The sequence below is a fragment of the Clostridioides sp. ZZV14-6009 genome (assembly GCF_020658095.1).
GTDB lineage: Bacteria > Bacillota > Clostridia > Peptostreptococcales > Peptostreptococcaceae > Clostridioides.
Map to the genome: position 1 here is coordinate 205,349 of NZ_JAGWDG010000003.1, position 23,552 is coordinate 228,900.

Annotated in this window: 19 protein-coding genes; all 19 read right to left on the reverse strand. The window is 30.7% G+C overall.

Annotation, left to right across the window (positions count from 1 at the left end):
• Positions 1-79: 79 nt before the first annotated feature.
• Complete coding sequence (locus KGF36_RS06970; RefSeq protein ID WP_227827640.1) at positions 80-427, reverse strand: TIGR03792 family protein; 348 nt, start codon at positions 425-427, stop codon at positions 80-82.
• Between the two features lie 116 nt (positions 428-543).
• Positions 544-1,944: a dihydrolipoyl dehydrogenase gene (lpdA, locus tag KGF36_RS06975; RefSeq protein WP_227854646.1), complete on the reverse strand. Its 1,401-nt coding sequence runs from the start codon at positions 1,942-1,944 to the stop codon at positions 544-546.
• Positions 1,945-2,002: 58 nt separating this feature from the next.
• Positions 2,003-3,049 carry a dihydrofolate reductase family protein gene (locus tag KGF36_RS06980; RefSeq protein ID WP_227850230.1) on the reverse strand — a complete coding sequence of 349 codons (1,047 nt, stop codon included), beginning with the start codon at positions 3,047-3,049 and terminating at the stop codon, positions 2,003-2,005.
• Positions 3,039-4,436: an amidohydrolase family protein gene (locus KGF36_RS06985; protein ID WP_227827643.1), complete on the reverse strand. Its 1,398-nt coding sequence runs from the start codon at positions 4,434-4,436 to the stop codon at positions 3,039-3,041. The genes KGF36_RS06980 and KGF36_RS06985 overlap by 11 nt, the downstream gene beginning before the upstream one ends.
• 138 nt (positions 4,437-4,574) lie before the next feature.
• Complete coding sequence (locus KGF36_RS06990; protein WP_227842550.1) at positions 4,575-5,840, reverse strand: dihydrolipoamide acetyltransferase family protein; 1,266 nt, start codon at positions 5,838-5,840, stop codon at positions 4,575-4,577.
• Between the two features lie 17 nt (positions 5,841-5,857).
• A complete protein-coding gene (locus KGF36_RS06995) occupies positions 5,858-6,835 on the reverse strand; it encodes an alpha-ketoacid dehydrogenase subunit beta (protein ID WP_227827645.1) in 978 nt (325 codons plus the stop codon).
• On the reverse strand, positions 6,835-7,815 hold the full coding sequence (locus KGF36_RS07000) for a thiamine pyrophosphate-dependent dehydrogenase E1 component subunit alpha (RefSeq protein ID WP_227827646.1): 981 nt from the start codon (positions 7,813-7,815) through the stop codon (positions 6,835-6,837). The genes KGF36_RS06995 and KGF36_RS07000 overlap by 1 nt, the downstream gene beginning before the upstream one ends.
• A 36-nt stretch (positions 7,816-7,851) precedes the next feature.
• Entirely contained in the window at positions 7,852-8,811 is a 960-nt protein-coding gene (gene mch, locus KGF36_RS07005) for a methenyltetrahydromethanopterin cyclohydrolase (RefSeq protein WP_227827647.1), read from the reverse strand.
• Positions 8,812-8,835: 24 nt separating this feature from the next.
• Positions 8,836-9,570 (reverse strand): SDR family NAD(P)-dependent oxidoreductase, encoded by a 735-nt coding sequence (locus KGF36_RS07010; RefSeq protein ID WP_227827648.1) that lies wholly within the window; start codon positions 9,568-9,570, stop codon positions 8,836-8,838.
• Positions 9,571-9,703: 133 nt separating this feature from the next.
• Complete coding sequence (locus tag KGF36_RS07015) at positions 9,704-11,956, reverse strand: molybdopterin cofactor-binding domain-containing protein (RefSeq protein ID WP_227854647.1); 2,253 nt, start codon at positions 11,954-11,956, stop codon at positions 9,704-9,706.
• A complete protein-coding gene (locus KGF36_RS07020) occupies positions 11,949-12,437 on the reverse strand; it encodes a (2Fe-2S)-binding protein (protein ID WP_413840514.1) in 489 nt (162 codons plus the stop codon). Before KGF36_RS07020 ends, KGF36_RS07015 begins: the two co-directional genes overlap by 8 nt.
• 377 nt (positions 12,438-12,814) lie before the next feature.
• The gene (locus KGF36_RS07025; RefSeq protein ID WP_227827650.1) at positions 12,815-14,140 is read right to left on the reverse strand and encodes a uracil-xanthine permease family protein; all 1,326 of its coding nucleotides are present in this window, start codon (positions 14,138-14,140) and stop codon (positions 12,815-12,817) included.
• Between the two features lie 1,001 nt (positions 14,141-15,141).
• Positions 15,142-16,743: an N-acyl-D-amino-acid deacylase family protein gene (locus KGF36_RS07030; RefSeq protein ID WP_227827651.1), complete on the reverse strand. Its 1,602-nt coding sequence runs from the start codon at positions 16,741-16,743 to the stop codon at positions 15,142-15,144.
• Positions 16,744-16,854: 111 nt separating this feature from the next.
• Positions 16,855-17,532 carry a hypothetical protein gene (locus tag KGF36_RS07035; protein ID WP_227827652.1) on the reverse strand — a complete coding sequence of 226 codons (678 nt, stop codon included), beginning with the start codon at positions 17,530-17,532 and terminating at the stop codon, positions 16,855-16,857.
• A gap of 12 nt (positions 17,533-17,544) precedes the next feature.
• Complete coding sequence (locus KGF36_RS07040) at positions 17,545-18,240, reverse strand: DUF5058 family protein (RefSeq protein ID WP_227854648.1); 696 nt, start codon at positions 18,238-18,240, stop codon at positions 17,545-17,547.
• A gap of 50 nt (positions 18,241-18,290) precedes the next feature.
• A complete protein-coding gene (locus tag KGF36_RS07045; RefSeq protein WP_227842546.1) occupies positions 18,291-19,490 on the reverse strand; it encodes a dipeptidase in 1,200 nt (399 codons plus the stop codon).
• 257 nt (positions 19,491-19,747) lie between these two features.
• Positions 19,748-21,793 carry a sigma-54 interaction domain-containing protein gene (locus tag KGF36_RS07050; protein WP_227827655.1) on the reverse strand — a complete coding sequence of 682 codons (2,046 nt, stop codon included), beginning with the start codon at positions 21,791-21,793 and terminating at the stop codon, positions 19,748-19,750.
• Between the two features lie 300 nt (positions 21,794-22,093).
• Entirely contained in the window at positions 22,094-22,903 is an 810-nt protein-coding gene (locus tag KGF36_RS07055; protein WP_227827656.1) for an alpha/beta fold hydrolase, read from the reverse strand.
• A gap of 83 nt (positions 22,904-22,986) precedes the next feature.
• The gene (locus KGF36_RS07060) at positions 22,987-23,520 is read right to left on the reverse strand and encodes a ferritin-like domain-containing protein (RefSeq protein WP_227827657.1); all 534 of its coding nucleotides are present in this window, start codon (positions 23,518-23,520) and stop codon (positions 22,987-22,989) included.
• Positions 23,521-23,552 lie beyond the last annotated feature (32 nt).

Consider the following 23,552-nt stretch of genomic DNA (forward strand, 5'->3'; position numbering starts at 1 on the left):
TAGTTAATTCTTAACTTAAATGATATTTATTTTAACTAAAGTATTATTTATGTATAGTTGTTCAGTGCACTTAATCTTATTATTTATATTCTCTAAGCTTATACTTTTTATTGACATCATGCTCTGCTCTTACAAACTCTAAATTTCCTTCTCCCATTAATTCAGACATTCTTTTCTTTCTATCACTTAGCCAGTCTTTATCAATATTTTTATAGTACTTATAATCTGTCCAATATATTATTGATGTTATTTCTTCTGGATTACTTTCACTAATCCATATCTCAGAACCAGCAAATCCTTCTAATAATTCTAGACCTTTAACCCAAATCTCATAATCTAATTGTAAGTACTTTTCTATTAATTCAGTATTTATCCTAAAAGTTAGTTCTTCAATAAATAAAGGTCTTTCAAATGATTTTAATTTCATATTATATACTTCCCTCTTTAATATTTGACTACTTTTTTATTCAAATGATTTTTTATTTAAATACTTTCAACATAATGCTCTTACATATAATTACTTTTTATTTACTTCTTATAATTTTACTTTCTAACAGGAGGTATGTGTATTGCTTTACCTACTATTCCCATAGTAGCTTCTGCAAAAGCTTCTGGTAAAGTTGGATGTCCATGCATAGTACTGGCAACTTCTTCAACTGTCAACATTGCTTTCATCGCAATTACAGCTTCATGAATTAAATCACTAGCATTGGGCCCTATGATATGAACACCATATATTGTAGTCTTATCTTTTGAAGCAATTACCTTAACCATACCATCTGAATCATTCATTGTAAGAGCCTTTCCATTGCCAGAAAACTGAAATTTGCTAACGACATAGTCTAAGTTTTTATTTTTGGCTTCTTCTTCAGACAATCCAACTGTAGATACCTCTGGAAAAGTAAAAATGGAATTTGGTACTAAATCATAATCTACACTTGTTTTTTCCCCTACAATTCGTTCAACAGCTACTTTGCCTTCTTCAGATGCAACATGTGCAAGCATTATTCCTCCAATCACATCTCCAATTGCATAAATACCTGGTACAGACGTACAGTAATTTTCATCAACTTTTATTCCCTTTTTATCATATTTGATGCCTAAATTATCTAGATTTAGTCCTTCTACATCTAACTCTCTTCCTGTAGATACAAGTACATTATTACAAGCAATCTTTGTTTTTTCTCCATTCTTATTTATATCTACTACTAGTTCTTTATCACTCTTAAATATTTCTTCTACTTTTGATGAAAGTAGTATTTTAATCCCCCTTTTATTAAGTAGTTTAGTTAATCTATTAGATACCTCATTATCAACCATAGGAATTATATTATCCAAGAACTCAACTATAGTTACATCTGAACCAAATTCATTTAAAATTCCTGCAAACTCAATTCCTATAACTCCTCCTCCAATTATTACTACTTTCTGAGGCAAATTAGTTACTTCTAAAGCTTCTTTACTTGTTATTACTCCCTCTAAATCAATTCCTTTAATAGGAGGCTTAGAAGATTTTGAACCAGATGCAATCAAAATATTTTTTCCTTTAATTATCTTCTTTGAACCATCATCTAATTTTATTTCTACAGAATCCTTACCTATTAACTTTGCTTCCCCCTTTTCTACAGTCACTTTATTTGCTTTTAATAATCCTTTTACACCACTAGTTAATGTCTTAACTATATGTTTCTTTCTTTTCTGCACATTTTCCAAGTCTAATTTGTATTTATCAACTTTTATCCCATATTCTTCAGCATGATTAAAATAATTTAAAACCTGTGCATCTTTAAATAGTGTTTTTGTAGGAATACAACCTGTATTTAGGCAAGTACCTCCAAATTCATTTTTTTCTACAATTACAACTTTTAACCCCAATTGAGCTCCTCGAATCGCTGCAACATACCCACCTGGGCCACCACCAATTACGATTAAATCAGTGTTCATATTTATTTTTCCTCCTTTTAAGTTATAGATATTAATATCTATAATTAAAATTTTAGTATCAATATTTATAGCTTGTTAAATCTACTTGATTTTTAATACCATAGCAAAGTTTCTGACGTGTAAAAATAAAATTATTTCTATGCATTCCTACTGTCAATAATTCCGAATGTGGATGTTCTAAGTAGCTATAAGCTGTTGTACAACCTGGAGTCATTTTTCCACCAACAAATACCATAGAATAATTCATAAAATATTCGTCTAATAATTCATTTTCAATTAGATGAGTACAATATGAAGGAGATTCTATACACATTTTTTCTATCCCTAGACTTTTAAGTACATAAAGTAATATCTTAGAGTCTGGAGTACTATCTTTACCAGTTACAATTACAGGACAAACATCAAAATCTTTGTATAATTCTTCAAATTTATAATCATCAACATCCTTAATTGAATTAAAGCTTCCTATACATCTGTGTTTTAAAGGAGAATTTTCTTTTATATAATCCCAACCATTTGGAGATGTAGCTATAACCATTTTATATTCCTGACTCTTATCAACTCTAAATGTATAATGGTCAAATGGAATATCTGTAGCATCAAAAGAAACTACTACTCCACATGGCTGATATTTTTTATTTAAATAGTCTTTTCTTTGCTGTGTCAAACTTTCATCAAATACATGACATGTTATCCCAGGTTCATTTTGCAACGTTCTAGCCCCTATAATCACAGCATCTGAATATGCTCTTAGAACATTTAAAACCCAAAAATCTGCCAAGGCTCCATCTGGATCAACAAAATTATTTTTTCCAATTAAAGGTCCTGCTTTATTGTCTTCATATGCCATTTTTCCATCGGATGAAAGCACCATAGATGAAAATATATATGGTCTTTTATCTTTTGATTTTGGAAAAAACAACTCCGTATAATACTCTAAAGCATCTGGTATACAGACATTTTCATTAGATTCTTCTTTTATAGTGTCTAATATCTTTTCATTTCTATTTAATACATTTATTTTTAAATTATTTTTTGGTATGTTGAAAAACTCAAGCTTATTCATACTTTGACCGCCCTCTCCCAAGTATTTTTTACAATCCATAAATTCTTTTTCCCCATTGTACATTTCCTAGACCAACATCCTCTATTAACTTACTTGATATTTTTTGAGTTTCATATATTACTTTTTCTTCATCTATATTAACTATCTTGTTATTATCCATAACTACTTTTCCATCTATAATAGAAGTTTCTATATTATTTGGAGTAGATGAATATATTAATGAACTAATTGGGTCGTGAACTGGTATAGAAATTGCACTTTTATATGGATTATAAATTATAATATCAGCATTTTTTCCTATCTCTATTGACCCTAAGCAGTCTAATTTATTTATGGATTTTGCTCCTCCAAGTGTTGCCATTTCCAGCACACTTGACGAAGGTAAAAGCTTTGCATCTCTATGAGTAACTTTTTGTAATAATGTAGTCATTTTCATTACTTCTAACATATTTTGAGTATCATTACTCGCTGAACCATCGCAAGCTAAACTTATAGTTAATCCATTTTCAATAAGCTTTGGAATTGGTGCTACTCCTGCCGCTAAAACCATATTAGATACTGGATTATGAGATATTTTAACATCATATTTTTTAAATAGTTCTATGTCTTCATCTGACATTTGTATGCAGTGAACTGCAATAAAGTCAGGTCCTAAAATTCCTACTTTTTCAAGATATGGTACAGTCTTCATACCTCTATCTTCTAAACAGTATTTATCATCGTCCTCAGTTTCAAGTAAATGCATAGTTATTGGAATATGAAGCTCATTGGCTATATTTCTCATTTCTTTGTATCCTTCTTCTGTGTTATCCCATATAATTCCAGGAGCTAATGCTAAACTTATTCTCGAGTGGTCTCTATATTTTTTCTCTAATCTTCTAACATCATCAAAAAACTTTTGTTCTGTATCATGATAAGTACAGCCAAATTCTTTTGGAAATTTACTTGTGTCTGTAAACCCTCTACCAAGTATTCCTCTTATTCCTAAGTCTTCAAATGCTTGAATTATGCTATCATCAAGCCCTTCTTTTCCATGGCAGTACATATAGTCAAGTATAGTAGTTGTGCCTGTTCTAATTGCTTCTATACATCCTGTTAAGGCTGCATAATAGCAACATTCTTCATCTATTTTATGTATAGCCCTTCTAACAGAGCTATCAAGCCAGTCTAACAACAGTTTATCTCTTCCTAATCCCTTTAACAAAGTCTGAAATAGATGAGAATGAGTATTTATAAATCCAGGTAAAACAAATTTACCTCTAGCATCTATAATTTTTTCAGAGATGTATTCTTCTAGTAAATTCGTCTTTCCTATATCAATTATCTTGTTCTTTTCAATTATTATACAAGCATCATTTAGTATTTCCCTCTCATTATTCATTGAAATTAGATAAGCGTTTTTAATTATCAAATCTACTTTTCTCATGCAGTAACCTCCATATAATTTTTTGCTATGTCTTGATTTTGACAGATAGTTTGGAGAGAAAAAATCTTTCGAGAAACGCATAACAAACTATCTGTCAGATTACTGGTGTACTATAAAATTATTTTACATATATTTTAATTACATCCATCTAAAATCCAAAAGATTTTGTGTAACTTCTTGAAGAAAACGTGCTCCAGGTGCTCCGTCTACTACTCTATGGTCATGAGTTAAACTCATATTCATTATTAAACCAGCATAAAATGCACCATCTTTTACAAGAACTTTTTCTATTATACTTCCAATACCTAAAATTGCACTTTCTGGTGTATTTAACACTGGGGTAAAGTATGTTATTCCAAACATCCCTAAGTTAGTTATAGTGATAGTTCCATTACTCATTTCATCAGAATTTAACTTGTTATTTTTAGCTCTTTCACTTAAATCACTTAGTTCAATACATATTGTTTTTAAATCTTTTAAATTTGCATTTTTTATTATAGGTACCACCAAGCCATTTGGAATGTCTACAGCTACACCTATATTAATTTCGTTACTTATTTTAAAATGATTTTCATCAACTATTTGCGTTCTAAGTTTAGGATGATTTTCAAGAGCTTCAGCTACAGCCTTTATTATAAGAGCTGTATAACTTAATTTAACTCCTACTTTTTTATACTTTTCTTTCAATCCTTTATATATTTTTGATAAGCTAGTAATTTCTAATTCAGTGGCAATTGTAGTTTGAGCTGTTGTCAACAAACTCTCATGCATTTTTTTTGCTATTACATTTTGCATTGGTGTCATCTTAGTTACCAAATCATTTTCCCCTATATTTACCTTAATGTTATTAACGTGAGAAATAGGAGTAACTTCTTGCCGTACTTCTTTTTCTACTACTTTATTTTTATTGACTTTCATAACTTCTTCTACTGAATTACTGTTCATAAAATTTTTCAAATCATCAATTGTTATTGCACCATGTATTCCTGTTCCCTCTATATTTGAATAGTTAATTCCTTTTTCCTCAGCTATTTTTTTAGCTCTCGGAGTTATTCTTTTCTCTATATTTAAACCTTTTGCCTTAGTTGTATTTTCTAAATTTAAAATATCTGCCTCTTTTTCATTATCAGTTTTATCTATCAAATCAAATCCACTAATATCTTCATTAGCTTCTGCAATTATACAAATTAGTTCTCCACAATTAGCAATATCGCCCTCTTCAAAAAATATTTTTCTCAATACCCCACTTTCTGGCGCTTCAACAGTATTAGTAATCTTATCAGTTTCAACTTCTAAAATTTCATCACCCTTATTTACTACGCTTCCTTCTTCAATCAACCATGTGCCAATTGTTCCTTCCTCCATAGAAAGACCAAACTTAGGCATCTTAACCTCTGTAATCATTGTTTATCCTCCCCTGACTAATATTGCATAACTTCCTTACAAGCCTTAATTAGATTTTCTAATTTTGGTAAAACAAAATCTTCTAAAACTGGTGCATATGCTACTGGAGCATCAATTGATGTAACTCTTTTTATCGGTGCACTTAGGTACTCAAATACATCTTCATTTATCATTGCAGATATTTCAGCTGCCCATCCTCCAACTCTTGGACCTTCTTGAGCAATAACCAATCGACTAGTTTTCGCAACTGACTCTACTATAGTTTTTTTATCATAAGGAAATACAGTTCTAAGGTCGATTATCTCTACATCAATCCCTTCTTTTTCAAGTTGACTTGCTGCTTTATGTGCTAATCCTAACATCATTTGAGTAGCTACTATAGTAATATCACTTCCAGTTTTCTCAATCTCAGCTTCATATAGAGGAATCTCATATGGCTCAACTGGCACTTCCCCTTTGACATTGTATAGCATCTTATGTTCTAAAAATAATACAGGATTATCGTTTTTTATAGCTGAAAGCAACATCCCTTTAGCTTCATAAGGTGTTGTTGGTGAAACTACTACAAGTCCAGGAGTGTTCATAAACCATGACTCTGCACAAACTGAATGATGATATGCACAGCGTATACCACCTCCCTGTACAGCACGAACAGTAATTGGACAATGTGCTTTTCCTTGGAACATAAAATTTAATTTTGCTGCATTATTTACAAGTTGGTCAAAACAAACTCCCAAAAAATCTGCAAACATTATCTCTGGAACTGGTCTTAACCCACAAAGTGCTGCACCATTTGATAATCCTAATATAGCTGATTCTGATAACGCTGTATCTTTTATTCGATTTGGCCATTTAGCCATTATTCCTTTGGTAATTCCAAAATCTCCACCCATTTTAGCTACATCTTCACCTAGTATAAAAACTCTATCATCATTTTCCATAGCTTGATGAAGTGCTTCATTTATTGCCATTCCATATGAAAGTTTTCTTCCCATTATCTTATCTCCACCTCTCTATCAACATATGTGTGTGTAACTGCATCTTTAATATCTGGTGATGGACTCTCCAATGAGAATCTCAGCATTTCTTGAACATCAGCCTCTATTTCTTCTTCTATTTGCTTAAGTGATTCATCTGACATGCCTTCTCTTTCAATAAGTATCTTTCTAGTTAATTTTATTGGGTCCCTATCTTTCCAATACTTAACTTCTTCTTCTGGTCTATATGCTGCTGGGTCTCCTGCAAAATGACCTTGCCAACGATAAGTAAGAAACTCTATTAAAGTTGGACCTTCACCTTTTCTTGCCCTATCTGCTGCTATTTCCACTATCTCAATTACTGCTTCTACATCATTTCCATCTACCCTAAAACTTGGAATCTCATATCCCTCACCCCAAGTTTTTAACTCTTTTTGAGGATGTGAATCTGTATAGTGTGTAGATATAGCATATTGATTATTAAGTAGGCAATATATTATAGGAAGCTTCCATGTTGCTGCCATATTAAGACTTTCGTGGCAAGCTCCTTCTCCTAAAGTTCCATCTCCTAGAAATACTGCTGTAACATCATCTGTTTCTTTATACACAGATGCAAAAGCTGTACCAAGACAAGTTACCATAGTTGAACCTTGTATTCCATTAAATCCCATATTTCTACATTCAATATCATTTATATGCATTGAACCGCCTCTACCACCATTTATCCCTGTAGCCTTAGCAAAAATTTCTGCCATTACAAGTTTTGGGTCAGTACCACAAAGTGCTATAGTTCCATGACCTCTATGGTCTGGAAATTTATAATCTGTTTTTCTAAGTGCATCAACTATACCTGCTTGACAAGCCTCTTGCCCTATACTTAAATGAACAAATCCTGGTATTGTTCCATTGGCAGCATATATTTCTATTACTTCTTCAAATCTTCGAATCATAACCATGTCACGGTATAATTTTTCTAATCTTAACTTACCTAATGCCATCTTATCTCCCCCTGAATCAATAAATTTTTAAATTGTTTATTTTAAGAAACTTTTTTCGAGTACTGAATAATTTATTTCTCCTGCCGAAAATGATTTTCCAGTGTTTATATTATGTATTTGTATTTTGCCTATTGAATGTACATCATGGTCTACATAGAAAAAGTCTCTTCCTGCCTTCACAAATACATCTTCAAACAATTCCCCATAATTTGGAGATGACGTTTTCCCTGCTAACTGGTGTATAGTCTTTGCAATGGCAGTATCAGTTGAATCTACCCAAAACTCAGTTTCACTACCATAAATCAATGCATCATTTATTCTTCCCATAGTCTTAAGTTCATCTTTTACTATAGGTGCTATTGGTGCTTTTCCTCTCGCAAGTACAATTTGACCTGCATCAAAGTTTTTTTCAAACATCTTATGACATACTTGCTCAATGATTCTTGCTGATACTTGCATTGATGCTACAATACATGTACTTGGTGAAATTAATATATATGTGTCTTCTGGTTTTACTTTACAAGCATTTGCAACCTCTAAGACTGTTTCATTATTGGGATATTTTATATCTTGGATACATAAAACTGCCTCATGATAAGTATCTTTATATGGAGTCATTTCAAAATACCAGTCTGATTCAACTCTTGCTAAAGCTCTTGCTGGTCCTGACCCAATAGTTGCAAATTCACCTTCTCCAAGTTTCCATCCAGCAATCTGTGAACCCATACATGCAATCAATGGTTTATCTATAAATACTTCAACTGCTGAGAAAGAATATTCATCATTTAATTTAAAATCTCCTAATGACACTGTTCCTAGGTCACCTATAGAAGCCCTAGTAAATAAAACACCTGCTTTCCAGCTTCCACTACAATTTAAGCCCATATCAATTATAGTTGCTCCACAATCCATCTTAATAATTTCACATCCCAATGCTTCTGCATCTTCTATTATCTCTCTCACTACCACCATAGCTTTCTTGTTTAAACTTATCATCTTTATACCTCTCAATATATATTTTTATGCTTTCTTACCACATACATCAATTGCAGCTCCCATTATTGGACTTGCTTCATCAGATGCTAAGAAAGTTACAACTTTTGATACTTCTTCCACTTGCAACATTTCTTCAAGCGGTATCGTAACTGCATCATCATAGTTAAATCTTTTTCTTGTATATTCAGTGTTAGTCATCCCTAAATATATCGCATTTACATTGATTCCATACTCTTTTACTTCTTCAGATAATGTTTGAGTAAAACTTACCATTCCTCCTTTAGAAGCAGCATATGCTCCAAAGCCTGGAAAAAAGTGTTTTGCTGCTGTAGAGCTAATATTTATTATTTTTCCATACTTTTTATCAATCATTGTTCTAAGGACAGCCTTAGTACAATAAAAAGTTCCACTTAAATTAGTCTTTATCTGAGCATCCCAATCTTCAATTGTAGTATCAACTACTGGAGCTGATTTATGGAGAGCAACATTATTAATCAATACATCTACACTCTCAAATTTATCTATTACCTCACTAAAACAAACTTCTACATCTTTAGGTTTACTTACATCACAAACTGAAACAAAAGCTTTACCTCCAGATTTAATGATTTGTTCTGCAACATTATCCAATTTGCTTTTGGTTCTACCAATTAAGACTACTATTGCTCCTTCGATAGCAAAATCTAAAGCAAATCCTGCTCCTAACCCCTGCCCTGCTCCTGTTATCACAACAACCTTATCTTTAAACCTTAAATTCAAAATTCATCACACCCTCTACATTTATATAATTTAAACTTACATTTAGAAAAAGGTCTTACATTTTAATATCTAAAGTATTTTAAATAAATATCTTTTTACTTTGTATAACTAATTTCTTTTGTATAAAGCAACATTAAATATTTATATTATCTAGTAAAATACTTTTCTTTATTGGCAAACTATAAAAATCACAATTTAATGCGTTTGATACTGCATTTGCTACTGCTGGTGCTGATGGTACAACAGAACATTCACCTATACTCTTAGCTCCAAATGGACCTCCAGGTTCTCCACATTCTATCAGGCCAACTTTTATTTGGGGCATTTCACTAGCCTTTATCATATGATACGAGCGAAATGAATTAGCTTTTATTTTTCCTCTATTGTCAAATTCAAGTGTTTCAGTCAACGCATATCCTATTCCCATTTGAATTGCTCCTTCAATCTGACCTTCTACAGACATTGGGTTTAAAGCTTTCCCTACATCATGAACTGCAACATATTCCAAAACTCTTACACTTGCCAGTTTAGTATCGACCTCAACTTTAGCAAAATGTACACCATATGAACTTGCTCCAGTTTGAGATGCAAAAGTTTCAGCTCCTATAATCTCTCTTAAACTTACCTTTTGAGCATGTATCATGACATCACATAAAGTGGCTTGTTTGTTGTTATTTTTGATAGAATAGACTCTATCATCCTTAAATTCTATATATTCTTCATCCTCTTTTAAAAGTTGGGATGCTTCCTTTAAAAGTTCTTTTTTTACTGAATTTGCTACTTTTAAAGCTGCATTTCCAGATACAAAAACTCCTCTGCTTGCGTAATCTCCTAAATTCCATGGTGATGCTTCTGTATCTGCCTGTATACATTCTATTTTTTCCTGGCTTATTCCAAGTACTTCAGATATAATTTGTACTTGAACACTTACAGATGCATTTCCCATATCATGAGTACCTGTATATAATACAGCTGAACCATCTTCATTCATTTTCAACATTAAAGCTGTTATATCCCTATGTGCTCCAAAGCATCCATTTCCATGTGAACCAACTGCCATACCTACACCAATCAAAAATCTACCATTTGATTCATTTTGCTGTCTAATTTGTTTTTTCCAGTCAAACATTTCAGCACCTTTTTTTATACAATCTATTGGTCTTGGATTTCCATGAGGACTTTTAAATCTTTGATCTATTCCATCTGGTTCGACTAAGTTCTTAAGCTGTAAATCTAAAATATCCATATTTAGTTTTTTTGCAATTTTATTTAGTTGGGATTGTTGAGCAAAAAAAGCTTGTGGAGAACCATACCCTCTCATTGCTCCTGCAATTGGTGTGTTTGTATACACTGGTATCCCCGTATATCTCATATTTTCAATCTTATATGCTTTAAACACTTTATGACTCATTGCTCCAATTACATTTAAAGCACTTGATGCATATGCTCCTGTATTTGTCAGAACTTTCATATCTTGTGCTATAACTTGACCATCCTTCATAACACCCGTTTTTAGATATACAACTGCGCCATGTCTAGTTCTTGTCGAAGCAATAGTTTCTCTCCTGTTAAGTTCTAGTTTGACTGGCCTCCCTGACAGTTTTGCTAATAATGCTACAATTGGCTCAATTGTAATCTCTAATTTACCTCCAAAAGCTCCTCCAATAGCTGGACTTACTAGTCTAACTTTATTCATTGGTAATCCAAATAACTTAGATAAGATTATCCTAAATCCAAAAGTGTTTTGATTAGGACTGTAAACAGTAAGTTTGCCACTGTAATCATAATCTGCAATCGCCACATGAGTTTCTATTGCACCATGATGTATAGCTGGAAGTGTATACTTATCTTCAAAAATATAATCAGCTTTTTTCATGGCTTCTTCAATATTTCCACACTGCTGTACATTTACTGCAAGCTTGTTTCCCCCTTTATGTATTGGATATGCACCCTCTTGTATTGCTTCTTCTGGATTAAATACTGAGGGTAATTCTTCATATTCAACCTCAATAAGCTTCAATGCTTTTTCAGCCGTTTGTAAATCTTCAGCTGCAACGGCTGCAACTTTATCACCCACAAAACGAACAGTATCATCAAAGATATGTTCAACCTCTGGCAACTCATGTTCATAAAATCTCATGGCACTATTAAAGGCTTTTTGAGGTGAGTTTTTATAAGTGGCTATAGCTTTTACACCTTCTAATTTCTCAGCTTTTGATGTGTCTATTTTTTTAATTTTTGCATGCGCTATAGGGCTGAATAAAACCTTAGCATAAAGCATATTTGGAATTTTCATATCTGCAGTATATCTAAGTTGGCCAGTAGCTTTAAGTACAGCATCTCTTATTGGGACTCTTTCACCAATAACTTTAAAATTATTACTCACAGGTTATACCCCCCATCCTTTTTGCTGATAAAAGTATAGCCTCAACAATTTTTACATATCCTGTACATCTGCAAAGATTATTGTCTATAGACTTTCTAACATCTTCCTCAGAAGGATTTGGATTTTTATCTAACAGGGCTTTTGCCGACATTATCATCCCTGGAGTGCAATACCCACATTGAACAGCTCCACAATCAATAAATGCTTGTTGAATTGGATGTATATTGATACCATCTGACAACCCTTCAATTGTCAATATCTTTTTCCCAACTGCATTTCTTGCTAGAATCAAACATGAATTAACTGCTTCTCCATCTAAAATTATTTTACAAGCTCCACAATCACCAGTACTACATCCACACTTACTTCCAGTTAAATTAAACACTTCTCTTAAAACATAAAGTAAAGTCCAACTTTTTTTTATACTCACCTCTCTCAATCTGCCATTTATATCAAGCTCAATAACATCTATAATCTCCACCTTCTCTCCACATAATTTAATTTTTAATATTTTCTATGAAATTTAATCTTTGATTAATAATTTATCCAAGTTATTTACACTCATTTGACAAGTAAAATCCATAATTACTGTTAAAAAAGGAGGAGCAAGGCGCTCCTCCTGGATATCCTTTCAGATTATACTTTTATTAAAATGAGTATCATATCTTTTGATTATTTAGTTTTTTAAGGTTTTTGGGTAAAAAAAATAGAAGCAAGGCGCTCCTTCTTGGATATCCTTTCAGATTATATTCTGCTCAAATGCAAGCTATTAGGTTTCCTTCAAAGTTCAATCCTATTTTTGGTAAAAAAAATAGAAGCAAGGCGCTCCTTCTTGGATATCCTTTAGAATTACGTTCTCTAAGCTTTACAACTTACTTTACTTTCCACTACATCCTCTTTTTCCTTAGGCAATACGATATTTAGTATTAAAGATAATAGAGCTGTTCCAGATATACCAGTCATTAAAGTGACTACAATGCTTGGTAAAAATGCTAATGCAGCTTGATTAAAATAACCACCCATACCAATGCCCAGCGAAACTGCTAAAATTGTTATGTTACGATTTGTCATCTTTCCCATTCCAATAACCTTAATACCTGATGATGCAATTGTTCCAAACATCATAACTAATGTACCTCCAATAACTGGGTCTGGTGTTAAAGCTAATATTTGGGCAAACTTTGGGAAAAATGCTAATATACCTAACATTACTCCCCCAAGTGCTACTATGTACCTACTTGCAACTCCTGTCATACAAATTATTCCTATGTTTGGACTACCTGATATGACTGGAAGCCCATTAAACAAAGCTGCAAAACAACTTCCAACTCCATCTGCTCTAACAGCTCTCATCAATTCTTTTTGCGTAGGTAGACGGTTTTCAACAGAACTAACAACCCCTGTCGTATCTCCTATTATTTCCATAACTGTCACAATATGAATTGTACATATGGTTATAATAGCGCCCAAGTTGAACTCCAATCCCCAGTATATAGGCTTTGGCACTGCAAACCAATTTGCTTGTGCCATACTAGAAAAGTCAACCATACCAAATATTACTGCTACTACATAGCCTATTACTATTGAAATTATTATGGATGCTACTTTGAGAAAACCTTTTCCAAATTGATTTAAAATAAGTGTCAACAACAATGTAAATACAGCTAAAGAAAAATTAGCAACTACATTAGGTCCATGAGCATCAAAAGATACTGCATAGTCAAATGAAGAGCTCATAAGTGATAAACCTACTGCCAAAACAACACTTCCTGTAACTGTAGGTGTAAAATATTTATGTAAATATTTTACTGCAAGAGGTCCTACTAAAGTTAAAACTAGACTTCCTACAAGTACTGCTCCAAAAGCTCCAGCAATACCAACATCATTATTTGTACTTAAGGCAATTAATGGTGCTACAAAGGTGAAACTTCCACCAGTAACAATTGGCAACCGTGACCCTATTGGTCCAATTCCCATAGATTGCAGTATGGTGCTCACCCCTGCAATCAACATCGAACATTGAATCAAAAATGCAGTCTCACTTAGTGAGAGACCCATGCCCACAGCTACTAAAATGGCACCCGACATAGTACCTGCAAAAGCAGAAAAAACATGTTGCATACTAAGTGGTATTGCTGTTAGAAGCTTTGGCTTGTCATTAAATCCATACTTGTAATTTTCCATATCTTACCCCTTATCGCTCCCGCCATTGCCGCCAAATGTATGGAGCCATGTAATAAATTATTAGTAACCTTAAAAGTTAGAGCCTAATAAATATTGCACAGTTACATTATGAAGTTTTAGTAATACATTTTGAAATTAGAAAAGCTCTAATTTAAGGAGTGGCGGAGGATTAGTTACTAAAAAAATAAAACGTTTGCTTTTAGCATTATTTTTATTTTTTGTAAGCTAGGTAATTAATCCGATTTTTAATTGTATTATACAGTCACGATTTTAGACTGTCAAGATTATTCTGATAATTTAATTTTAGTTTTATTTAGAATTATTAAAGTAAAAATAATAATCAATCTGTAGAATAAAATCAGTATTAAAACACTTTAATTTTTAAATTTACGTTATTTTTTTATCAATATTCGTTTTAATATTTATTTCTATAAAATATATGCAACCTCTTATTTTCGCCATATAACGCTATTTCAGTAAATATAATAAATAATAAATAGTAACTAACATTTATTAAATATCATAAAAATCTTAATTATTGGATAAATATAAATATTTTATCGTTTATTTAATTAAATTAGACATAGTATATATATTTTATAATATAATATTATTTTAATATATATAAAAAGTAATAACTATTTTTTATTATTTTCTCATTCTCTGATATTGAAACTCTCTTTTGCTAGATATTTTTTTAACATTTTCTAGAAGAAGTTTATCTTTATCTACTTACAAAAAATTTCTTTTTCAAAATTATAACCATTTATTTTCCCAATTTTTCTACATATTTCAATAAATAAAAATCTCAATTTTTTTATTATAAAAGTAAATTATTTTTTGTACATTTCTTATTGTACATGCTTTTTATTGTCCATATAAATTAAGATTTAATACTATTATAAAAAAACGAAGAGTGATTTTTATTTAAATAATATTCAAACTTCGTTTTTTTACTATCTATTTATTTAATTTCTAAATTTTTATTATTTTTTAATATTTTATCTTTTTAATACTTCACCACATTGATTTTTAGTAACTTTACCTTCTTCTAATGCAATTTTCCCATTTACAATTACATATTCAACACCTCTAGCTAATAACTGTGGATTTGAGAAGTCAATCTCTTCAGACCTAGGGTAGCTGTAGTTTTCCATATCAATTACTGTTATATCAGCTATTTTACCCTCTTTAAGTATACCTCTATCCTTTATTTTAAACTGGTTAGCTGGCAATGAAGTTACCCTTCTTACTACTTCTTCCAATCTAACACCTGATTTTTTATACATATCAAAGAAAATTGGAAATGCCCCTCTTCTTTGAAGCTCAAACCATGACATATCTCCACCTACACTAAACAAACAATCTGAACCAACCATAACAAATGGATTATTTATTATCTTTTTATCATGTAATTTATCAGGAAAATCTCCCCTGTACATTCCTCCTAGGCAAAATATAAGTTCTTCATCTCCATCTAAAAGTAAATCTAGTAATAACTTATTCTCATCTATACCTTTTTGTATAGCTATTTCACGTATTGATTTCTTTTCCATATCAATATTATTGGTATTTAGAAGTATTATACTTCCTCTATCTCCAAGTATAAATGCCTCTTTTAATATCAGGGCTCTTCCTTCTTCATTCCTAAGGGCATCCATAACGCCATCCATACCTAATTCAAACAAACTAGATGATATTGCCATAATAAATTGAAGTACTCTTTTTTTCTTCATACAATGTCCAGAACTTCTTGGTACTGTATCAACCATAATATCAACACCATTGTCTCTAGCATTTAATATCTCATCAAATGCATCTAGTTCAACTGGGCTTAAATGGGATACTTGTACTCTAGCTCCACTTTTTTCACCAACTTCTATAGTTTCTTTTACTGCATTATATCTTCCTATGTAATCCCTAATATGAGACGTATATATACCATCATGTTCTTTTATTAGTTTTGCAATCTCAACTAATTCATCAATATCAGCATACTTACTTGGTATATATGCCAATCCAGTAGATATTCCAAAAGCCCCACTTTTCATACCATCATTTATTATCTCTGTAATTTCTATTTTTTCTTCTTCTGTAGGTGGTCTATCTTTAGACCCTCCCATAACACTCCATCTTATAGTGCCATGACCCAATAGAAATCCCATATTAATAGCTATTCCACTATTAGATATAAGGTCACAATATCCTGTAAAACTATTCCAATGCTTATTTTTATCTATAAGATACTTTTTTTCTTCTTCAAGTAATAGACCATTCTTATACATATATTCATATACATTTTCAGAAGAATATGGTGTTATAGAATGACCACAATTACCATTTATAGTTGTTGTAACACCTTGTTTTAGGAATTTTTCAAATTTACCATCTAATATTGCTACTATTTCTTCATGAACATGAGGGTCAATAAATCCAGGTGTTACAACTCTTTTATGACAATCTATCATTTTATTTGTATCATCATTTATCTCAGAATCTATTCTCACTATTAAGTTATTTTTTATCGCTATATCTCCATAAAAACCATTTTGTCCAGTACCATCTACTATAAATCCATTTTTTAAAACTAAATCATATACCACATTATTCACCCCTTAAAATATAATTTTATTGCAGTAGCCTTTACTATAATTCTTTATATTTTAAACTTTTTACTTTTTTAATTTTACTAGCCTCTAAGTTTATCTTTTTTACTAGTCCTTAAGTTTATCTTTATGCATAACTCTTGCAATCAATATAGTACCAAATACACATATAAGAACTACTAAAGACTGTGGTATTATACCTTGCTTTGATAATATAATAGTTAATACAGCTATTACAATTGCTACTAATCCTAGCTTTTTATCTTGTAAAAAAACTTGTCCAAATACTGACCCAAACAAAGCTGGTAAAATTAAATTCAATTTTTCTACTACTTCAGGTGGTATTTTAGACAATACACTTCCTCCTAAAATTACTCCAAAAGTCAAAATACTTATATTTACTAGAATAGATACAGCTATTCCTATAGTAGATATTATTGAACCCTCTTCAGTTCCTGATTCAACTTCTGCTGCTTTTTGAGCTGCTATTGAACATGGCAGTCTCATATTAGATATATTTCCAGAAAGAAAGCTCATATAAGTTCCTGGTATTCCTAAAATTGGTGAATAAGAAACTGGCTCTATTATGTAGTTTGGTGCACTCATACTAACGATTGCCATTGTACTTGCTAATAATGCTGATATTGGAGGCATAAGACCAAATCCAAAACTTAAAATTATTCCAGGAACTAATGCTGCTATAATACCTAAAGATAATGTCAATCTCCCATACCTTATCATAAAAGGTAAGTACTCTTCGTTGTATATAGATTTTACTTTACTCATAAAACTCCCCCCTTATATTATTGAACCTATTATCATTCCACTAAACATTGATATGGTAAGACCCCACTCTCTCAGCCATTTTATATTTTTCTTTTTTTCAATCATACATAGTATTACCATTATTATCATCCCACTTATACAAGCAATTGTTCCATTGTCAAAACACAATACTCTATCAGCATTTAAGTATGCAAATGAACCTAACATTGCTCCTACAGATATTATTGGTATAAATGATTTCTTACCACTAGAAATAACATTCGTTATTTTATCTAACTTATGCCCAAATAATAATGTAAATATTATCCACCCTAAAGAACCTAATATCATAGTCCAAACTGCATTTGTAAATGCTACTTTTGTCATCTCAGGAGAACCCAAAGTTATCCCTAGTGCATCTGTTCCAAATCCAGCTGACATAGATTCAAAAATTACAGAACCTATAAATGATAATCTCATCCATGCTATAGGTCCACCCATAGTTACTATAAGTGAAACCATCCCAGCAAATATAGTCATTGATGGGCCTATAGCTGAAATAGCACTACTCTTAACAGCTGATTTTATTTGCTTGTCAGTTATCCCCATCGTCTTCCCAACTTTACAAGATTTTATAGCAAATACAAGAGATTGTACTACTACTATTGACACAGCTACTGTACTTGCTATCCACAAAAGTGGATGATTGGCTAATTTTAAATAATCCATTGCAAAAAACCTCCCTATAAATCCTCAAATTTTATTAAAATATTTAAACCTTATTTCCAGACCTTATTCAACACTCTAAGTATGTTTCCACCCAACACCTTTTCTATTTCCTCATCACTATATCCATGTTTTACTAAATATCTAACAATATTTTTTGAAGTTTCAGTTGGATTTTCAAGACCTTTCACATACTCTACTTTAGGATGTTCCTTTGTGCCAGTTATCTTTTTTATATCAAATTTAGCAGCTAACACTGAATGTAATTTAACATGGTCACCGTATACTGTATCCGGTCCAAAAGCTACATGGTCTATCCCTACTAAACTTTTAATATACTCAAAATGTTCCATAAATGACTCTATTGAATGTTCTTTGTTTTTTTCAGTTATTGTAGTATGTGGTGCTGCTTCTACACCTATAACCCCACCCTTTTTAGCACATGCTATTAGTACTTCATCTGGAGTCAATCTCTTTGTGTTCCATAGACTTCTTGCCCCAACATGACTCAATATTATTGGGTCTTTACTGTGTTCTATAACATCAAGTGTCGTTTGAACTCCAACATGAGAACAATCTATAGCCATTCCAATCTTATTCATTCTTTCAACAGCTTTTCTACCAAAATTCGTAAGTCCACCATCTTTTTCTTCTTTCAATCCTGAACCCAATGCATTAGATTCGCTGTATGTTATACCCATTAACCTTATGCCAAATCCATATAGAATATCTATTCTATCAAGTTCATTTTCTATTGGTGCAGCTCCTTCTAGGGTAGGTATCAAAGCTACTTTTCCTTCTTTTTTTGCTATATATATATCTTCTACTTTTTCACACTTTATAACAAAATCTTGATGAGCTAAGTCACATAATCTCATACCTAAATCAATTAATATATCATCCCATTTCCATCCTGAATTAGATGTTATTGTACATACACCATCCATTAAATTATCAAATATAGCATCATAATACCCTCTTGATAATGCCTCATAAGCACATCTTTGTTTACCTTCTCTATTGTATTCAAATATATCTCTTTCTAAATATTCTGGAAATAAAACAGGATGTTCATGTAAAGATATAAATACTTTTTCATCTACAATACTTTTAACCTTTGCTTCTTGAATATCATCTAACTCAATAAGATACTCATCAACTCTCTTGTCTCCCTTACACATTTCAATAGATGAAATATCTTTTCCCTTTTCCAAATAACTATAGGCTTCATATCCTTTATAAGCTGATTTCATAATAATTTCCTCCAAGTTCTACAATTTTTTATATTTACACTATAGAGCAATTAACATGCCAAAATATAAATTTTAATTGTATACTCAATTATTATAAAAATAAAAACAGTAATAAATTGACGATTTACTACTGTTTATTAGAAATGTTTTTTTATTTTTAATTCACTATTTTAAAAATTATATTAATATTCAAAATTATCTTTATTTATTTCAAACTATTATAGGGGATTTTTAAGGTGTTTTTTTCTTTTGACACCCTATATTTTCCCCTTTATTTTTACATACGATATAAAATTTTTACCTTCATTAGTTATAAAGCTACCCTGTTTTTTTATACCAGATAATAACAATCCATGATTTTTTAATTTATCTATTCTCTGTCTTATTTGGTCTACACTCAAGATAACATCTTTTTCTTTTAAGATTTCTTGTAATTTATTTCTTCCTAATGATATATTTTTATTATTCCAAATTTCTATATTCTTCAATATACAAATACTTTCATTTAAAGAATTCGATTGTTTAAAATCCAAAATAATTGAATCAAACTTTTCATTGACTAAAATATTATTTTCTTCAAATTTAAATTGTTCTGGTAAATGTTCATAGTCCACGATATCTTCTTCTACTATAGTATCAATATAATATATTAAATTTTTAAGCTCTCTTACATTGCCTGGCCACTTATATAATTTTAATGCCTCTATTGATTTTTCTGTAAAACATTTATTACTGTTTATTTCATTTAAAAAATACTCACTTATAAGAGGTACATCTTCTTTTCGCTCTCTAAGTTTAGGTATTTCTATATGTAGTACATTAATCCTATAATATAAATCTTCTCTAAAAGAACCTTCTTTAATTTTCTGTTTTAAATTTTTATTTGTTGCAGCTATAATTCTAACATCTATTGGTATGATTTTACTTCCACCCATTCTCATAACTTCTTTTTCTTGTAAAACTCTTAAAAGCCTTTGTTGTACATCTAAGGATATGTCACCTATTTCATCTAAAAAAATTGTCCCTGTATGAGCTCTTTCAAATATCCCCATTTTTCCACCTTTTATTGCTCCTGTAAAGCTTCCTTCTTCATAGCCAAAAAGTTCACTTTCAATAAGAGTATCTGATAAAGAAGATAAGTTAACTGCAATAAATGGTTTATTCTTTCTCAGAGATTCATTATGTATTGCTTGAGCAAATATCTCTTTTCCAGTTCCATTTTCTCCAAGTATTAAAACTGAAAAATCTGTAGCTGCTATTTTCCTTGCAATATTAATCTTTTCTTTTATTATCTTACTTTCACCCACAACATTCTCAAATGTGTACTTTGATACGAATCCTTTTGTCTGAAATTTATTATAGATTTTATCTTCAAGTGTTTGTATATCACTTATGTCTTTAATACTTATAATACTCTTTACACGTTCATGATTTTCGTATACATTTACCTTATTAATTATAAGTTTTTTATTATTTAGATTTACTACTTCATCATTAACTTCATCCTCTTGAAAAAACATTTTTTTAACAACCTTGTCACTAAACAAATCCATAAAGTTATTAGATATAATTTTATTTTGGTCTATTCCAACTAGATTTGAGAATATTTTATTACAGTATATAAATTTGCCTAATTTATCAATAGAGGCTATTCCTTCATCAATAATCTCTAAGAAACTCTTCATAGTTTTGTTCATAGTTGTATAATACCTATATCCACTTACAGTATCTTCATTATATTTTTCTTTAATAATATGTAATTTATCTATTGATATATTAAGTTTTGTAAAAATTTCTATGACTGTATTTATATCGATTATTTTATCACCTATATCAATTATTTGTTTTACATTTTGTGGCACATTATTTCTACTACCTGTAATAATTCCAACCTCGCAATTTACCTTATCACACCCTGGATAATATGGTATAAGATTAATATGAATTAAACCTAACTTTTTAATTATCTTAGCTGTTTCATCTGCTGACTCCTTATAATCATCTATAACCATAACTTCAGAATCATTTTCTATGCTAATTATCTGATTTATATGTTCAATATTTATTGTACGATGTATTATCACAATAGGTATATTTTTATCAATATTATTGTGTATATATTCTTTTATATCATTATCTGAACATACTATTAATTCATACTTTAATATCTCTATATTTATTTTATCTATGTAAACCATATTATCTATATTGCAAAATTCTCCAAAAATATTTTCTAATTGTTCTGAGATATCCATATTTATTTTGTCATCAGTTGATACAAATAAAATATTATGTTTTTTCATATCACCACCTCCTGCTTACTGAATATAGAAAACAACAATTTGGTTTATTGTAGCACTTTTTGAAAAAATTTTAAATCTTAAAAGTCATATTTTATGCTATTTGGTAATATTTTCTACCAAAAAAAATAAAGGAGGTGTCTCAAAATGAACTTTTTAATTTATGAGGCACTCTTTTTTGTATGAAATCAACTAATCAACTATATTTTCATCATTTCAACAATGAAAAAGAGGCCTTTCTCTATTTTGAGACAGCCCCTTTTATATAACATCATCATATCTTTAATTATTAATAAAATATTTCTATTCCTCTAAAAACTGTAAAAATTCTTGATTAAATAATTTAAGCTCATCATAGAATATAGCATGACCGCTATACTCAAAAGTATATAAAACTGAGTCTTCTATCCTTTCATTCATAAAAACTGCAAATTCATATGGGCAAACTTGGTCTAATTTTCCATGGAATATACCTGTAGGCACTCTTACACATTTTAAATCATTAAATAGTTCTTCATCTCTTAAAGCTACAGCTGTTCCAATTGTTCCTATCCCTGATGCACTAAAACCAATATCATTAAACCACCTTCTAAAACTTTCTGATGGATTTGATGCAAACACTTTTTCCCCAAAATTAGTTACCATTTCAGGTCTATCTGTACATGCTTGAGCTATTAACTTATTAACATCTTCACGTGTCATACCATATGGAAATTCTGGATGCCTTTTTACAAATGATGGTGCCGCAGCAGCAGCTAAGACTAGTTTTGATACTCCATATCCATTAAATAAACTCATATATCTAAGTACAATTGCTCCACCCATTGAAAATCCCACAAGAGTAAAATCTTCTAATCCAATAGCATGTACCACCTTATAAATATCATCAGCCATCTGACTATAAGTATATCCTCCTGCTGTTGCATCAGAGTTACCAAAACCTCTTAAATCAATTGAAACTGTTCTGTAGCCAAGTTTTGGCAGTATATTAGTTTGATATTCAAATATCTTATGTCCTAATGGCCAGCCATGTATAAATAGAACTGTTTTTTTAGCCTTTGGATTTAAATCATACACTGCTATATTTATGTCATTCACACGTACATAATACATATCATTAGCAACTCCCTTCAAGAAAATGTATGATAGTTGTTTTATATATATGAATAAAATAGTTAATAATTAAACATTATATTCTATTTACAGTACTTTTCTATTGCTTTTTTAAACAAACCTACATGAACCTTTTCATCTAAAATTATTCTATTTAATATAGCTTTTATATAAGGGTCTTCAATAATACTTATATCCTTATAATAATTCTCAATAGCCACATACTCTAAATGTAAATCCGATTTTAATCTACTACAAATAGAATCTCCATAAAATACAAAACCACCATTCCAATATGCACCACATGAACTTGAAGAACCTCTATATATAGGATTTCCACCTAATAATCTTATAGTTTTTGCTAATATCTCCATATGTAACATTTCTGTTATAGATATATTTATCCACATTTCATTTAACTCTTTATAATTTTCATCTAAATCAAAGTTATGGTATAAGTACTGATTTACACTTGTAAATTCACTTGATACACCAGCATAATCATCCATTAATAGTTCTGCATAATACTTATTTTTTCCCAATACTTTTATTTCTGGGTATGGCTCGTCACTTGAGTATCCCTTTCTCTTATGCATATCATAGTGTGCATCATTCATGGTATCTCCTCCTTTAGATTTAAATATTGATA

Bases quoted from the DNA above. Each gene is read 5' to 3' on its own strand.
- lpdA (WP_227854646.1), bottom strand. From the start codon at position 1,944: ATGAACACTGATTTAATCGTAATTGGTGGTGGCCCAGGTGGGTATGTT.
- KGF36_RS07060 (WP_227827657.1), bottom strand. From the start codon at position 23,520: ATGAATGATGCACACTATGATATGCATAAGAGAAAGGGATACTCAAGT.
- mch (WP_227827647.1), bottom strand. From the start codon at position 8,811: ATGATAAGTTTAAACAAGAAAGCTATGGTGGTAGTGAGAGAGATAATA.
- KGF36_RS07055 (WP_227827656.1), bottom strand. From the start codon at position 22,903: ATGTATTATGTACGTGTGAATGACATAAATATAGCAGTGTATGATTTA.
- KGF36_RS06970 (WP_227827640.1), bottom strand. From the start codon at position 427: ATGAAATTAAAATCATTTGAAAGACCTTTATTTATTGAAGAACTAACT.
- KGF36_RS07035 (WP_227827652.1), bottom strand. From the start codon at position 17,532: ATGAGTAAAGTAAAATCTATATACAACGAAGAGTACTTACCTTTTATG.
- KGF36_RS06995 (WP_227827645.1), bottom strand. From the start codon at position 6,835: ATGGGAAGAAAACTTTCATATGGAATGGCAATAAATGAAGCACTTCAT.
- KGF36_RS07045 (WP_227842546.1), bottom strand. From the start codon at position 19,490: ATGAAATCAGCTTATAAAGGATATGAAGCCTATAGTTATTTGGAAAAG.
- KGF36_RS07025 (WP_227827650.1), bottom strand. From the start codon at position 14,140: ATGGAAAATTACAAGTATGGATTTAATGACAAGCCAAAGCTTCTAACA.
- KGF36_RS07050 (WP_227827655.1), bottom strand. From the start codon at position 21,793: ATGAAAAAACATAATATTTTATTTGTATCAACTGATGACAAAATAAAT.
- KGF36_RS06980 (WP_227850230.1), bottom strand. From the start codon at position 3,049: ATGGATTGTAAAAAATACTTGGGAGAGGGCGGTCAAAGTATGAATAAG.
- KGF36_RS06990 (WP_227842550.1), bottom strand. From the start codon at position 5,840: ATGATTACAGAGGTTAAGATGCCTAAGTTTGGTCTTTCTATGGAGGAA.
- KGF36_RS06985 (WP_227827643.1), bottom strand. From the start codon at position 4,436: ATGAGAAAAGTAGATTTGATAATTAAAAACGCTTATCTAATTTCAATG.
- KGF36_RS07000 (WP_227827646.1), bottom strand. From the start codon at position 7,815: ATGGCATTAGGTAAGTTAAGATTAGAAAAATTATACCGTGACATGGTT.
- KGF36_RS07040 (WP_227854648.1), bottom strand. From the start codon at position 18,240: ATGGATTATTTAAAATTAGCCAATCATCCACTTTTGTGGATAGCAAGT.